14 protein-coding genes are annotated in these 12,590 nt (G+C 65.6%); 4 read left to right on the top strand and 10 right to left on the bottom strand.

Annotation, left to right across the window (positions count from 1 at the left end; genetic code table 11):
- Nucleotides 1-37: 37 nt before the first annotated feature.
- The 5 genes from N2603_RS35445 to N2603_RS35425 form a co-directional block, all read right to left on the bottom strand.
- Complete coding sequence (locus N2603_RS35445; protein ID WP_260385785.1) at nucleotides 38-850, bottom strand: class I SAM-dependent methyltransferase; 813 nt, start codon at nucleotides 848-850, stop codon at nucleotides 38-40.
- Nucleotides 851-978: 128 nt separating this feature from the next.
- Nucleotides 979-1,518, bottom strand: coding sequence for a VOC family protein (locus N2603_RS35440; RefSeq protein ID WP_260385784.1), 540 nt, complete (start codon nucleotides 1,516-1,518; stop codon nucleotides 979-981).
- Between the two features lie 110 nt (nucleotides 1,519-1,628).
- Nucleotides 1,629-2,597, bottom strand: a complete 969-nt coding sequence (locus N2603_RS35435; RefSeq protein WP_260385783.1) for a Bug family tripartite tricarboxylate transporter substrate binding protein — start codon at nucleotides 2,595-2,597, stop codon at nucleotides 1,629-1,631.
- An 11-nt stretch (nucleotides 2,598-2,608) separates the two neighbouring features.
- Complete coding sequence (locus tag N2603_RS35430) at nucleotides 2,609-3,502, bottom strand: MBL fold metallo-hydrolase (protein ID WP_260385782.1); 894 nt, start codon at nucleotides 3,500-3,502, stop codon at nucleotides 2,609-2,611.
- Nucleotides 3,503-3,504: 2 nt separating this feature from the next.
- Entirely contained in the window at nucleotides 3,505-4,716 is a 1,212-nt protein-coding gene (locus tag N2603_RS35425; protein WP_260385781.1) for an ABC transporter substrate-binding protein, read from the bottom strand.
- A 170-nt stretch (nucleotides 4,717-4,886) separates the two neighbouring features.
- Here N2603_RS35425 and N2603_RS35420 point away from each other — a divergent pair, with 170 nt between their 5' ends.
- Genes N2603_RS35420 through N2603_RS35410 form a run of 3 tightly spaced genes read left to right on the top strand, consistent with a single transcriptional unit; the run spans nucleotide 4,887 to nucleotide 6,970 of the window.
- Nucleotides 4,887-5,585, top strand: coding sequence for a TetR/AcrR family transcriptional regulator (locus N2603_RS35420; RefSeq protein WP_260385780.1), 699 nt, complete (start codon nucleotides 4,887-4,889; stop codon nucleotides 5,583-5,585).
- Nucleotides 5,563-6,123, top strand: a complete 561-nt coding sequence (locus N2603_RS35415) for a carboxymuconolactone decarboxylase family protein (protein WP_260385779.1) — start codon at nucleotides 5,563-5,565, stop codon at nucleotides 6,121-6,123. The genes N2603_RS35420 and N2603_RS35415 overlap by 23 nt, the downstream gene beginning before the upstream one ends.
- 1 nt (nucleotide 6,124) lies before the next feature.
- Nucleotides 6,125-6,970, top strand: a complete 846-nt coding sequence (locus N2603_RS35410) for an SDR family NAD(P)-dependent oxidoreductase (protein ID WP_260385778.1) — start codon at nucleotides 6,125-6,127, stop codon at nucleotides 6,968-6,970.
- 6 nt (nucleotides 6,971-6,976) lie between these two features.
- Here N2603_RS35410 and N2603_RS35405 read toward each other — a convergent pair whose 3' ends face one another.
- Genes N2603_RS35405 through N2603_RS35390 form a run of 4 tightly spaced genes read right to left on the bottom strand, consistent with a single transcriptional unit; the run spans nucleotide 6,977 to nucleotide 9,519 of the window.
- Nucleotides 6,977-7,486, bottom strand: a complete 510-nt coding sequence (locus tag N2603_RS35405) for a DoxX family protein (protein ID WP_260385777.1) — start codon at nucleotides 7,484-7,486, stop codon at nucleotides 6,977-6,979.
- Nucleotides 7,483-8,265: an HvfC/BufC N-terminal domain-containing protein gene (locus N2603_RS35400; protein ID WP_260385776.1), complete on the bottom strand. Its 783-nt coding sequence runs from the start codon at nucleotides 8,263-8,265 to the stop codon at nucleotides 7,483-7,485. Before N2603_RS35400 ends, N2603_RS35405 begins: the two co-directional genes overlap by 4 nt.
- Nucleotides 8,255-9,163 (bottom strand): MNIO family bufferin maturase, encoded by a 909-nt coding sequence (gene bufB / locus N2603_RS35395; protein WP_260385775.1) that lies wholly within the window; start codon nucleotides 9,161-9,163, stop codon nucleotides 8,255-8,257. The genes N2603_RS35400 and bufB overlap by 11 nt, the downstream gene beginning before the upstream one ends.
- Before the next feature lie 50 nt (nucleotides 9,164-9,213).
- A complete protein-coding gene (locus N2603_RS35390) occupies nucleotides 9,214-9,519 on the bottom strand; it encodes a BufA1 family periplasmic bufferin-type metallophore (RefSeq protein WP_260385774.1) in 306 nt (101 codons plus the stop codon).
- A 310-nt stretch (nucleotides 9,520-9,829) separates the two neighbouring features.
- Here N2603_RS35390 and N2603_RS35385 point away from each other — a divergent pair, with 310 nt between their 5' ends.
- Nucleotides 9,830-11,917 carry an adenylate/guanylate cyclase domain-containing protein gene (locus tag N2603_RS35385; RefSeq protein WP_260385773.1) on the top strand — a complete coding sequence of 696 codons (2,088 nt, stop codon included), beginning with the start codon at nucleotides 9,830-9,832 and terminating at the stop codon, nucleotides 11,915-11,917.
- Between the two features lie 54 nt (nucleotides 11,918-11,971).
- Here N2603_RS35385 and N2603_RS35380 read toward each other — a convergent pair whose 3' ends face one another.
- Nucleotides 11,972-12,496 (bottom strand): MarR family winged helix-turn-helix transcriptional regulator, encoded by a 525-nt coding sequence (locus N2603_RS35380; RefSeq protein ID WP_260385772.1) that lies wholly within the window; start codon nucleotides 12,494-12,496, stop codon nucleotides 11,972-11,974.
- Nucleotides 12,497-12,590 lie beyond the last annotated feature (94 nt).

Raw genomic sequence — 12,590 nt, 5'->3', positions numbered from 1 at the left:
GGCGCGCGGCCTCGGCCTGCCAGACCGAAGCCCGCAACTACGGACGCGCCTCGATCACGATCGCCTGGATCTTGCCGTCGATCGCTCCGGAGCCATGGCGCGCCCGGAGCGCCTCGGCAACGATATCGGTTGCAGCCTGAAGCTTGCCAGCGTCCCTGGCCTCGATCTCGCTGCGCAGCGGCGTGCCCTGGCAGAGCGCGATCGCGACGTATTCGGCCGACGGCGCGCGGCTGATCTCGGATCGCGTCTCGATCGAGATGTCGCGGAAACCCGCACGTTCGAGATCGGCCCTGATGACGGCCTTGTCGTGATAGCCGTGCGGCGTCCGGATCATGAAACGGGGCGGATCGTCGGGAAACAGCTTTGCGAGCGCGACCGTCGCTTCGTGCGCGAGCACATTGTCCTCGATGCGATCCCAGACGTTGAACACGAACGTGCCGCCCGGCTTCAGGACCCGCTTCACCTCTCCGTAGGCCTTGACGCGGTCCGGAAAGAACATCGCGCCGAACTGGCAGCAGACCACGTCGAACTCGGCATCGCCGAAAGGCAGGGCCATTCCGTCCGCCTGGCGCCAGGTGATGCGATCATCATCCGCCTGGCGCTGCGCGGCGACCGCGAGCATCGGTTCGTTCAGGTCGGTCGCGACATAACGGATGCCGCGCGGCAGCGCCGCCGCGACCGCGCGCGTCACGGCGCCGGTGCCCGCGGCGATCTCGAGCAGCACGGAAGGCGAGCGGGCCGCAACGCGCCGTGCCATGTCCTGCGCATAGACGGAGAAGATCAGCGGGACGAGATACTCGTCGTAGATCTTCGGAATCGAGCCGGCGAAAACCTTGTCAGTGTCGGACATGCTTGCCTCGCTGAAGGTTCGGACACGAGGCTCAAGTTAGCATGGTTTTCTTCTCTGTCGTGCCAGCAACGACGTAAATCGCGCCGGTTCCTGCCGCGTCTTGCACGATTCGAACAACATCGCCGGGCCTATGATCTCCCGCCGCCGACCTCGCGGATCGGACGCGTGCCGTCCCAGCTCAACGCCGCCTGCCGGACCTTCTCGAAGAACGGCCCCTTGGTGCCGCCGATGTCGGAGATCTCGATGATCGTGCCCGGATGCGCCTGCGTGTCGAAATAGGCAAAGCGTCCCTTGTCGCCGCCGATCTGGCCCTCATGGCCGATCCTGTAGCCGAGCCCGATCGCCTTGTCGTAGAGCGCCTGATAGTCGTGGCTCCAGTACGACATGTGCTGGAGCCCTTCGTGGCCGGCGTCCAGAAACTCCTTGTACAGCGAGGGGGCGTCGTTGCGCTGCTGGATCAGCTCGATCTGCAGATCGCCGGAATTGGCCAGCGCAATGCTCATCTCGACCGCCGAGTCCTGGCCGCGATGGCGGAACCAGTCGGTCTTCACCCGGTCCATGTAATACCAGGGGCCGACGCCCATCACCTCGATCCAGTGCTTCATCGCGGCGTGGATGTCCCGCACCACGTAACCATTCTGGCGTACCGCGCCGAAGATGCGGCTCATGCCCGCGCTCCTCTTCTCAATCTATTCACTGCTGGACCTCATCCTGAGGGCCCGCCGCAGGCGGGCGTCTCGAAGGATGGCCGCGTGCAAGCTTCCCGCCACGTTCCTGCTCACTTGACCTCGATCCCTGCGTCCTTGGCAACCTGTTTCCAGGCCGCGATGTCGCGGGCGTTGATGTCGCGCTGCTCCTCGCCCGGGACGAATTGCGGCGTGATGCCGAGCTTCAACAGCTTCTCCTTGACCTCGGCATCGCCCAGCGCGTCCTGCAGTGCCGCCGAGAGTTTCTTCGCGATCGGCGGAGCAAGGCCCGCGGGCGCATACATAGCCCAGGACAGGCTGCGGTCGAACGGCACGCCCTGCTCCTTGTAGCTGGCGACGTCAGGCAGGCTCGGCGAGCGCTCGCCGCAGGCGGCCAGCGCCTTGATCGAGCCGTCCTTTACCAGCGGCGTTGCGGTCGCAACGTCCAGCGTCGCCAGCGAGATGTGGCCGCCGAGCAGGTCGCCGGCAAGCTTGGCGATGCCGTTGAACGGCACGTGCTCCATCTTGATGCCGGTCTGCTGCATCAGGATCTCCGCACAGAACTGTCCGGTCGAGCCGATGCCCCAGCTGCCGTACTGGATCGGCTCGCCCTTCTTCGCCAGTGCAATCAGGCCCTTGATGTCGTTGGCGGCGAAATCCTTGGTCGCGACCAGGATGATCGAGGACACGCCGACGCGGCCGATGGTGGTAAAATCCTTGATCGAATCGTAGGGCAGCTTTGGATAGATCGCCGGCGCCAGCACATGCGTGGTCATGCCGCCGACGGTGATGGTGTAGCCGTCGTTCGGCGAGGTCGCGACCATCTGTGTGCCGAGCGTGCCAGCTGCTCCCGTGTGGTTCTCGATATAGATGCTCTGTCCGAGCGTCTTGCCCATCCTGTCGGCGAGCAGCCGGCCGACCACGTCGCCCCCGCCGCCGGCCGCGTAAGGAAGCAGCATCTTGATCTTGTGAGTGGGGTAGGCGGCGAGGTCTTCCGCTCGCGCCGGCAGTGCGGCCAATAGCAATGCGAGAAACGAAAGTGTGACGGTGCGCAGCATCATGATGGCATTCCTTAATCTTCGAAACGAAATCGATAGGTCTCGCCGTGCCGGATCACGCGGCCTGCGGTCGGCGCCGGAAAATGGCCGGTGAGCAGATAGCTCGGCGTATCCGCGAGCTCCTCCAGCAGCGCCATCCGCGTTGCGACCGCCGCCGCCGGATCGACATCGGCGGCATTGGACAGCCATGGCGCCGCGCACTGGATCGGATGATGGATCACGTCGCCCGACATGACCGCGTGGTCGTGGCCGCCGTTGAGATGAATCTGCATGTTGCCGGCGGTGTGGCCCGGAGCCGGCGCGAAGCGCAAGGCGGCTTCGCGATCGCCAAACAGGCGATGATCGGTCTCGACGAATTCGGCAAGGCCCGCGGCGACGACCGGCAGTACGGAATCCTCGAACGAGCCGTGGTTCACGGGGCTCTTCGGCGCCGCATTGTGCGCGGCCTCGAAATGGCGGTACTCCTCGCGCCCTATCAGATAGCGAGCGTTGGGGAAGGTCGGCACCCACCGGCCGTCGAGGAGCCGCGTGTTCCAGCCGACGTGATCGACATGCAGATGCGTGCACATCACGAAGTCGACCTGTTCGGGGGCAACGCCCAGCGCACGCATGTTGTCGAGGTAGGGCTGGTTGAGATCGTTCCATGCCGGTACGCGCGGTCGCTTCTTGTGATTTCCGCAGCAGGTGTCGACGATGGCGGTCCAGCGCGGCGTGCGGACCAGATAGGAGTGGTGACTGAGAATGAAGCGGCCGGTCTCCGGCTCGATATAGCGGTGATCGAGCCAGCTGCGGTTCTCCGCGATGTCAGCGTCGGTGACGTTGGCGAACAGCCAGGTCTTCTCAAAAGCGAGCGCGGGGATCTCGCTGACGAGATCGACCCGCATGCTGCCGATCTTGACCTGCCGCATGCTCAGTTCTTCAGGAGCTCGCCGAACGGCACCCAGCGCGTGCCGTCGAAACGGATGAGTTGAAGGCTCGTCATCGGCGTATAGCGCTTGGGCGAATTGTTCACCGCGGTGCCGTTGATCAGCATCGGCAGGCGCACGTCCTTCATGGTCGTGGCCTGCTTCATCACATTGGCGCGGGTGAGATCGTTGCCGGAGGCCTTCAGCACCGTCACCAGCGTCTGCGCAATGGTGTAGCCGTAGACGTTGAGCCAGTCGCTCTTGTTGGCGTCGGGCTGGTACTTGTCCATGAAGGCGAGCCATTCCTTGGTGCCGGCATCGTCCTTCAGCGCCGGATCGGTCGCGTCCTTCAGATACTGGCTGGAGATGACGCCGATGGAATTGTCCTTGCCGGCCGGCTCCAGCACGCCGCTGATCGAGGCCGAAACGTTGGAGATGATGGTGACCGGCTTCCAGCCGATCTCGCCGATCTTGCGGATCGCCTGCGCCGCGAACTTTGGCGTCGCCGCGACCAGCACGACGTCGGCGCCGGCGGTCTTCAGCTGCAGGATCTGAGTGTCGACGGTCGGTGCCGAAGTCTCGTAAGCGGCGCGCGCGACGATCGCTTCGCCGGTGCCGAGCCCTTCCTCCAGCGCCTTCAGATAGTCCTTGCCGAGATCGTCGTTCTGGTAGAGCACGCCGATCTTGGCATTGGCGTGGCTCGCCTTGATGTATCTGGCGTAGGCGATGGCTTCGTCGCGATAGGTCGGCTGCCATCCGACCGTCCACGGAAAATTCTTGGGATCGTCCCACTTCGCCGCACCGGAGCCCAGAAAGAGCTGCGGCACCTTGCGGTCGTTGAGGTATTTGTGCACGGCGCTGTTGGTCGGCGTGCCGACGCCGCCGAAGATCAGCAGCACGTCCTCGCTCTCGACCAGCCGCCGCGTCTGCTCCACCGTCTTCGGCGGGCTATAGGCATCGTCAGCGATGATCATCTGGATGCGCCGTCCGTTGACGCCGCCCTCGTCGTTCACCTTGCGGAAAAAGGCTTCCGCCGATTTGGCGATCTGCGCGAAGGCGGAGACCGGGCCGCTCAGCGGCGCCGTGGTGCCGATCTTGATGGTCTTGTCGTCGGCGCCGGGATCGTATTTTGCGGATTGGGCAGAGGCGGTGCCGGCTGCGAGCAGCGACAACAGGATGCAGGCCGCGGACAAGCGAAGGCGGGCAAAGCGCGCCATGGGTCGTCTCCCCAGATTTGCTCTCCGCCTCTCGATCGAGCGGAGTTGAAACGCGAGAACGGCGCCCGCAAGAGCGGACTTGCGGGCTGCGCCCGTTGCCGCCAGACTGGCGAAACGAACGATCGTTCGTACGGTTTGACTAGCGAACGATCGTTCGTTAGTCAAGCGGCATGGCTGTCCACACCTCCAGCGCGGCGGAAGCGGCTGCGCCGACGACGCGCGAGCGCATCCTCATCGAAGCGCTCAATTTGTTTGCGCAGAGCGGCTATGGCGGCGCCTCGATGCGCGAGCTCGCGCGCCGCGTCGGCATCCGCGAGAGCAGCCTCTACAATCATTTCTCTGGCAAGGCCGCGATCCTGGAAGCGATCGTCAGCGAGCACGGCCCGGCGAGCTCCGCGAGCCGGCTGGAAGAAGTGCGCTACAAGCAGCTCGCGCGCCAGCCCGCCGCGTTCTGCCGCCAGTTCGCGCTCGACCTCGTCGAGCAATGGTCCGATCCGCGCGAGCATCAGTTCCAGAAGGTCATCACCGCCGAGCGCAACCGCGTGCCCGGCATCCGCGCCAAATTCGCCGACCATTTCTATGCGCGCGAGCAGAGCATGATGACGGACTATTTCCGCGGCTTCGCGCTCGCCGGCCTGATCTCGACCACTGATCCGCGCGAGACGGCGCGGCTGTTCGCCGCCGGTCTCATCTACATCCGCCTCGAGCATTACGTGATGGGCGCGGTGCCGTCGCCGCGGCCGAAGGTGATCGAGGCGATCGACCGTTATCTCGCCTTCTTCCTGTCGCTGATCGCGGCGGGCAATGACACCGACAACAAGAAACGAAAAGCCAAGGGAGAAACGCGTGGCAAGGCTGCCCCTGATTGATCCGGAGACGACGAGCGGCGACATCCGCGCCTCGTTCGACCGCATGCCGGTCAAGCTCAACATCTTCCGCATGATGGCGCACGCCGAGGCCAACATGATCCCGGCGATGCGGCTCGGCAATTCGATCCTGCACAAGCAGAAGCTCTCTGCCGTCAACCGCGAGCTCCTGATCCTCCAGGCCGCCCAGCTCGAGGGCGGCGCCTATGAGTGGCGCCAGCACGTGCCGATCGCGCTCGGCGTCGGCTGCACGCAGGCGCAGGTCGATGCGGTGGAGCGTTCCGATTACGATGCCGTCGCGTTGAACGATGCTGAGCGCGCGCTGCTGAAGTTCGGCCGCGAGGTCGTCGAGGATGTCCGCGTCGGCGAAGCCACCTTCGCGGCTGCTCGCGCGCATTTCAGCGACCAGGAGATCGTCGAATCCATCGTCGCGCTCGGCTTCTATATGATGATGGCGCGCCTGACTGAAGCGACCGAAACCGATCTCGATCCTGCGGCCGGCATGACGGTCTATGACGGCGGCAAGAAGCAGGGCGGCTGAGATGACGGACACCGAGACCAAGCCGGAGCGCTACGTCCGCCCGCCCAGCGCGGAGTCCTCGGGCGAGGCGCCGGGCAGGGGGCGCCTGAAAGGACGCCGCATCCTGATCGTCGGCGGCGGCCAGCGCGTGTTCGACGCCGCAACCGACCCGATCGGCAACGGCCGCGCCATGAGCATTCTATGCGCACGCGAGGGCGCGAAGGTCGCGGTCGCCGATCTCAATCGCAGCTCCGCCGAACAGACCGTCAAGCACATCACCGACGAAGGCGGCGACGGTCATGCGATCGCGGCCGATGTCACGCGCGAAGCCGACGTTATCAGCATGATCGAGGAAGCGCATCGCGCCATGGGCGGGCTCGATGGCATGGTGCTGAACATCGGCACCTTCGGCAAGACCGGGCTCGACAACGTCAGCCCGGACGAATGGAACAGGATCTACGACGTCAATGTTCGCGGCCCCATGCTGTGCTGCCGCGCCGCAATGCCGAGATTCGACAATGGCGGCGCCATCGTCTTCATCTCCTCGATCGCCGCGCTTAAAGCCGGCTCGCAGATGGCGGTGTATGACTCCTCGAAAGCCGCGCTCGGCGGCCTCATGCGCAACATCGCCCATCTCGGATCGCGCCGCGGCATCCGCGCCAACCTCGTCTATCCCGGCCTCGTCGACACCCCCAACGGCCGCGAAGCCGGCGCCGGCCGCCCTAACCGCGGCAAGGGCCACATCCCGTTCGGCCGCCAGGCGACGGCCTGGGAGATCGCCTATGCCGTGCTGTTCTTCCTGTCGGACGAGAGCGTCTACGTCACCGCACAGACGCTGGCGGTCGATAGCGGCTTGAGCGGGATGTAGATGCGCTCATCGCCCGTGCGATCGTGCGCGACAGATGAGATGGTCGAGCGAGAGGTTCCCCGGCCCGTAAGCCATGATACCGAGCGCCATGGCCGCCCAGGTGAGATGGATCGGCCAGCCGTCGGGGACCGTGAGCTCGACGATCGCTGTCATAAACAGCAATCCGAGCCCCGCAAACCGAGTGCCCAGTCCGAGCACCAGCAGGATCGGGAACAGGATCTCGCCCGAGCCCGACAGGAAGGCCATCACCGCCGGTGCCGGAAAATGGTAAGGCCCGCCCGGCAGATGCAGCATGAACTCGTCGCTGAACAACGTCACGGCGGTGTCGTTGAGCCGCAGGAAGCCGGCCCATTTGAGCATGCCCGAGCGCCAGAACGGCACGGCCAGCGCAACGCGCAGTACGAGCTGGACCAGCGACGGCGTGGCAAGCGTCTGCACCAGTTGATTGGCCTTGTCGACGAGCAGCCCGAGGGGTGGAAGGCTGCCGTTTGCGGGCATGCGCTGGTCCGTAATCATGCTGGATCTCCAAAGGCAAATGAGATGAACGCGCCGGCTTCGATCAGGCCGGCGATGTTCGCGGCGATGTCGAAGTCGGCTGATGCGTCGAACGCCGCCATTGCGGCCGCGCCGAGCGGCTCACCGGACATCAGGCTGGTGGCAAAGACAGCGCCGCCGGGCGGAAGGTGGCGCACCACGACGTCGAACTCGGCCCGGGTGATCAGGGCGTCTTCCGGCGTGGACGCGTCGATGCGCGCCACGGGCGCGCTGTCGCGGTTGGCGGCAAAGATCGTCACGGCCGCATAATGCGAGCGTACGATCCGTGTGGCCGGATGAGGCGTGAAGACGAGATCGCCAAGCAGTTCCGGCGCGATCGCGGACAGAAGCGCAGATGACAGCCGCAACGCGTCGGCGGCATGATAGGCATCGAGCCAGGCGCGCTCGATGCGCGCGACATCGGCCAGCCAGGGCATATCCTGCGCATGGGTGTAATTCGCGACGAAGTCCGGGAAGTCGCGGCCGTAGTCGAACAGCAGCGGCGAGGTCGGCGGGCTATTGCGGACGTGGAAGCGCGCCATGGCGCGGAAGAAATCGGTGCCGGTGATGCGCTGCACGGCCGGATAGATCGCAGCCAGTGCATCGATCAGGCTGACCGTGACGTTGTTGCGGTAGACGTCATAGCGTCGGCCTGCCGGCTTGCCGTTTCGGCCGGTCACGGCCGTCGGCGCGTCACGTGCGGGGTCGAGCAGCGGCGGCGCGAAGGCCGCGGCAAATCCGGGGTCAGCTTCAGGCCGCACGGCGATCCTCCGTCTCTTCGGCCGTCCGGCAGCGATCGAGGATCGCCTGCGCGGCGGCGGCCTCGGCGCGCAGGATCGGCCATTCCGGGATCTTGCTGTCCCATTCAATCAGCGTCGGCACGGGGCCGCGCCGCGCGATGATGATCTCGAACAGCTTCCACACCGCGTCCGCGACCGGGCCGTCATGGCTGTCGATGAGGAGGGGGTTGCCGTCATCGTCGGTCTGCTCCGCGTGGCCGGCGAGATGAATCTCCCCGACGCGAGCAAGCGGAAAATCGGCGAGATAGTCGAGCGCGGAGTAGCCGTGATTGGTTGCGCTGACGAACACGTTGTTGATGTCGAGCAGCAGGCCGCAGCCGGTGCGCTGCACGATGGCGCGAATGAAATCGGTCTCGCTCATCGTGGACTGGCTGAAGGTGACATAAGTCGACGGGTTCTCCAGCAGCAGTGGGCGGCGGATTGCCTCCTGCACCTCGTCGATGTGATGGCAGACGCAGGCCAATGTCGCCTCGGTATAGGGCAGCGGCAGGAGGTCGTTGAAGAAGCTGGTTTCATGCGTCGACCACGCCAGATGCTCGGAGACCAGCGCCGGCTGATAGCGCGCGACGAGACCGCGAAAGCGCGCCAGATGGGTCCTGTCGAGCGGCTGCGGCCCGCCGATCGACATGCAGACGCCGTGCAGGGACAGCGGATGGTCGCGGCGGATGGTTTCCAGCGCGCGATGCGGCGGTCCGCCCGCGCCCATGTAATTCTCGGCGTGCACCTCGAAGAAGCCGGCTTGCGGGCCGGCTTCGAGAATGGCGGGAAGGTGCTCGGGCTTGAAGCTGGTCCCGGCGACGCCGCCGAGCGGAAATGAAAAGCGGAGCGGCACGGTGGCGGGCTTGGTGGCCGTGATCATGGTGCGTCTCCGCTTCCCTCGTGTTGGCGTGATGGATCGGCCGGACCGCGTCAGACCGGCTTCAGCGAGCCCTTCTTGCCGCCGGGCAGCTCGATGCTGGTGCAGGTGCCGCCCTGGACGAATTTCCAGGCATTGCCCTGGAAGTCGACGGTCGAGGTGCCCTGGCAGGTCGTGCCCGGTCCGGCGGCGCAATCGTTCTGGCCCTTCAGCGCGACGCCGAAGCACTTTTCTTTCTTGGCGGCGACGGCGGCATCGGCCTCGGCCTTGGTCAGCGGACCGGCGGCGGCGAGGGTCGCGAGCGCGGTCGACATGGCGCCGGCGAGAGCAAGCGTGGTGACGACGTGTTTGGCAGACATCGAAGTTCTCCTTTTCAGATGCATCGCCTGGCAGGCGAAGGCGCATGGTCTTCTTCGTTTCGCGGGCAGCCGGCGTTACCGCCGGAATGCTCACGAGTCCGTGAGACCGATTGGTCGGGGCGCCCGGTTGGTGCGCTTGGGCCGGGATTAACGGGCAAGCGCCGGTGCAAATCCAATGCCTTGGCTCTATCGAGACGTTAGCCGCAGGGCATTGGTGCGGATGGCCCGGACCTGCCAGACGTAACGAATGGCGGCCGGCCCCGTAGAGCGATGTCAGAGGACGGGCGGATCCGCGAAGGCGAAGACGGCGATGAATGTTGACCCCGGGCGGCGGCTTCAGGCGATCGCAAGGCTGACGGTCAGCATCCGCCTCGCTGTGTCCGCGCTGGTCCTGGCCGCGATCCTGCTCACGGCCGCGCTTTCCAGCCTGCTGTGGTGGCGCACCGCGGAGGCAACCAGCCGCCAGCTCGCTTCCACCATCAACGAGCAGATCGTGGCGGCGGTGCGCAAGGAGGTCTCGGCCATCGTCGACGAGGCGCGCGCCGCGCATACCGCGATCCGCACGCTGTTCCTCCAGAACGTGCTCGACACCCGCGAGGCCGACAAGCGCGAGTTCGTTTTCCTGTCGCAGTTGCAGTCGCAGGCGACAATCTCCTGGGTCGCCTTCGGCTGGCCCGACGGCTCGTTCTTTGCTGCGCACAAGCTCGGTGATCGCCGGCTGGAAATGATGGAGATCTCGCTGACCGATCATCCGGGTCAGCGCCGCGTCGATGAATATGACGTCGTGCCCGGCGATATCGAATTCGCGAGCCGCCGTTTCGAGCCGACCGAGTTCCGTGTGGCCGATCAGGCCTGGTTCAAGGCCGGGCTCACCGCGGACGACCCGCAATGGTTCAGGGTGATGGACCATCCGACCGGCGAGCGGCCGTCGATTGCCTTTGCGGGACCGATCGACGTCTACCAGGAGCGGCAAGGCGTTCTGGCTGTCGTGATCGAATATACGAGGCTCGCGCGCTTCCTGTCGCAGCTCGAGGTCGGGCGTACGGGAACCGCCTTCATCGTCGATGATAGCGGTGAGCTCGTCGCAGCCCCGGACAAGGAGGCCGACGAGCTGCACCCTGCGCGCGGCGACATCACGCTGCTGCCGCTGGCGCGCGCAGCGCTCGAACAGGCAGGCGAGGCCGGCCGCAAGGAGGCCTGGCGGACCCGGCTGACATCACGCGGCGCGGCATATGAGGTCGCGCTGACGCCGCTGCCGTTTCCCGGCTGGTCGCTCGCAACCGTGATCCCAGAGGCCGAATTTCTTGGGCCCGTCGAGACGACGCTTCACCGTCTGATCCTCGGCCTCGCGGTTGGCGCCGTGCTCGCGGCGCTGGCGTCGGCGGCGCTGGCGCGTTCCGTCATTGCTGCGCCGCTGTCCCGCGTCGTCGGCGAGCTTCGCCATGTCGAAGCGTTCGCGCTGGAGCAGGTTCGCCGGCATCCGTCGCGGCTCAAGGAGATCGCGAGCCTGTCGGGTGCCATCGCCGAGATGGCGTCCGGCCTGTCCGCCTTCCGCAAATTCATCCCCGCCGATCTCGTTCGCGGTTTGCTGCGTCAGGGTGTCGAGGCGAGGCCCGGCGGCAGCATCCAGGAGCTCAGTGTGATGTTCATCGACATCGCCGGCTTCACCGGACTGTCCGAGCGAATGGGCGATCGCGTCGTGCCGCTGCTGTCTCGCTACCTCGACCTCACTTCGGAAATCATCGTCGCCAATGGCGGCACCATCGATAAATTCATCGGCGACGCCGTCATGGCATTCTGGGGCGCGCCGCAGCCGCAAGGAGATCACGCCCTGCGCTGCTGCCGCGCGGCGCTGGCCTGCCGCAGGGCGATGGACGAGTCCGGCCTTGTCGACGATCTCGGCCAGCCGCTTCAGATCCGCATCGGCATCAATTCGGGCCGCATGCTGGTCGGCAATATCGGCTCGGAGCTGCGATTGAACTACACCGTGATCGGCGATGCCGTAAACGTTGCCAGCCGCCTCGAAGGCGCCAACAAATCCTATGGAACGCGCATCCTGATCGGCGAGGCGACTGAACGCCTGGCGCGCGGCGCCGTCCTCACGCGTGAGATCGAGAGCATCGCGGTTTACGGACGCGAGGAGGGGCTCTCCGTCCACGAACTGGTCGGAATCCTGGATGACGGCGTGACCGAAGCCGGCTGGATCGCAGATTACGAGCACGGTCTCGCCCACTATCGAGCGCGTCGGTTTGCCGTCGCGCTCGCCGATTTCGAGGCCGTGCTGGAGCAACGCGCCCACGACCGCCCCGCCGCGCTGATGCGTGACCGATGCCGGCAATTCATCGCGGCCGCGCCTGATGACGCTTGGCGTCCGATAGCGGCACTGACGTCGAAATGACGCGTTTGATGCCGGGGATTTTTACGCCAGGATCCCTGCTGCGCCGCTCTGGTCTCAGAGCTCGTCGAGCGCGGCCCATTGCGGCACGTGCGCGGCGAGCTTGTCGAGCAGGCGCTCGAATTCGTTGCGCTCGGCCCGCGTAAGGCACGCGAGCATGGCGCGCTCCCGCTCGCGCAGGGCGGGGATGTATCGTGCGTAGAGCGCACGGCCGGCCGCCGTCATGAACAATTGCTGGCGGCGGCTGTCGGTCTTGTCGGCGGCGCGCCGTATCAGCTTCTTCTTCTCCAGCGCGATGATGCCGCGACTGATATTGGCCTTGAGATGGCCGGAGAATTCGCAGATCTCGCTCGCGGTCACGCCTTCGCGGAAGTTCAGGAAGATCAGGGTGACGATCTCCGGTCGCGTCAGACCGAGCTCCATCTCGATCCGCCGGAACGACGGCTCGCGGTAGAAGTTCAGCACGTAGCCCATCCGGTACGCGATCTGGAGCTCGGTTCCCCCGATCACCGTCGCGAGCGGCTCCCGCTCCGGTGGGAGGTCTTTGGTCGTGCCGTTCGGTGTCTTTCGAGATGGTCTCATATGAGACTTTCTGGTTGCTTTTCGATCGGGCATGATCTTAACATCGCCGCGCGACCCGCAAGAACGGCCGTCGTCGATAGTTGTGGAGGAACGG

The sequence above is a fragment of the Bradyrhizobium huanghuaihaiense genome (assembly GCF_025200885.1).
Taxonomy (GTDB): domain Bacteria; phylum Pseudomonadota; class Alphaproteobacteria; order Rhizobiales; family Xanthobacteraceae; genus Bradyrhizobium; species Bradyrhizobium huanghuaihaiense.
This window is presented reverse-complemented; position numbering and strand designations above follow the sequence as displayed.

Bases quoted from the DNA above. Each gene is read 5' to 3' on its own strand.
- N2603_RS35445 (WP_260385785.1), bottom strand. From the start codon at position 850: ATGTCCGACACTGACAAGGTTTTCGCCGGCTCGATTCCGAAGATCTAC.
- N2603_RS35440 (WP_260385784.1), bottom strand. From the start codon at position 1,518: ATGAGCCGCATCTTCGGCGCGGTACGCCAGAATGGTTACGTGGTGCGG.
- N2603_RS35435 (WP_260385783.1), bottom strand. From the start codon at position 2,597: ATGATGCTGCGCACCGTCACACTTTCGTTTCTCGCATTGCTATTGGCC.
- N2603_RS35430 (WP_260385782.1), bottom strand. From the start codon at position 3,502: ATGCGGCAGGTCAAGATCGGCAGCATGCGGGTCGATCTCGTCAGCGAG.
- N2603_RS35425 (WP_260385781.1), bottom strand. From the start codon at position 4,716: ATGGCGCGCTTTGCCCGCCTTCGCTTGTCCGCGGCCTGCATCCTGTTG.
- N2603_RS35420 (WP_260385780.1), top strand. From the start codon at position 4,887: ATGGCTGTCCACACCTCCAGCGCGGCGGAAGCGGCTGCGCCGACGACG.
- N2603_RS35410 (WP_260385778.1), top strand. From the start codon at position 6,125: ATGACGGACACCGAGACCAAGCCGGAGCGCTACGTCCGCCCGCCCAGC.
- N2603_RS35405 (WP_260385777.1), bottom strand. From the start codon at position 7,486: ATGATTACGGACCAGCGCATGCCCGCAAACGGCAGCCTTCCACCCCTC.
- bufB (WP_260385775.1), bottom strand. From the start codon at position 9,163: ATGATCACGGCCACCAAGCCCGCCACCGTGCCGCTCCGCTTTTCATTT.
- N2603_RS35390 (WP_260385774.1), bottom strand. From the start codon at position 9,519: ATGTCTGCCAAACACGTCGTCACCACGCTTGCTCTCGCCGGCGCCATG.
- N2603_RS35385 (WP_260385773.1), top strand. From the start codon at position 9,830: ATGAATGTTGACCCCGGGCGGCGGCTTCAGGCGATCGCAAGGCTGACG.
- N2603_RS35380 (WP_260385772.1), bottom strand. From the start codon at position 12,496: ATGAGACCATCTCGAAAGACACCGAACGGCACGACCAAAGACCTCCCA.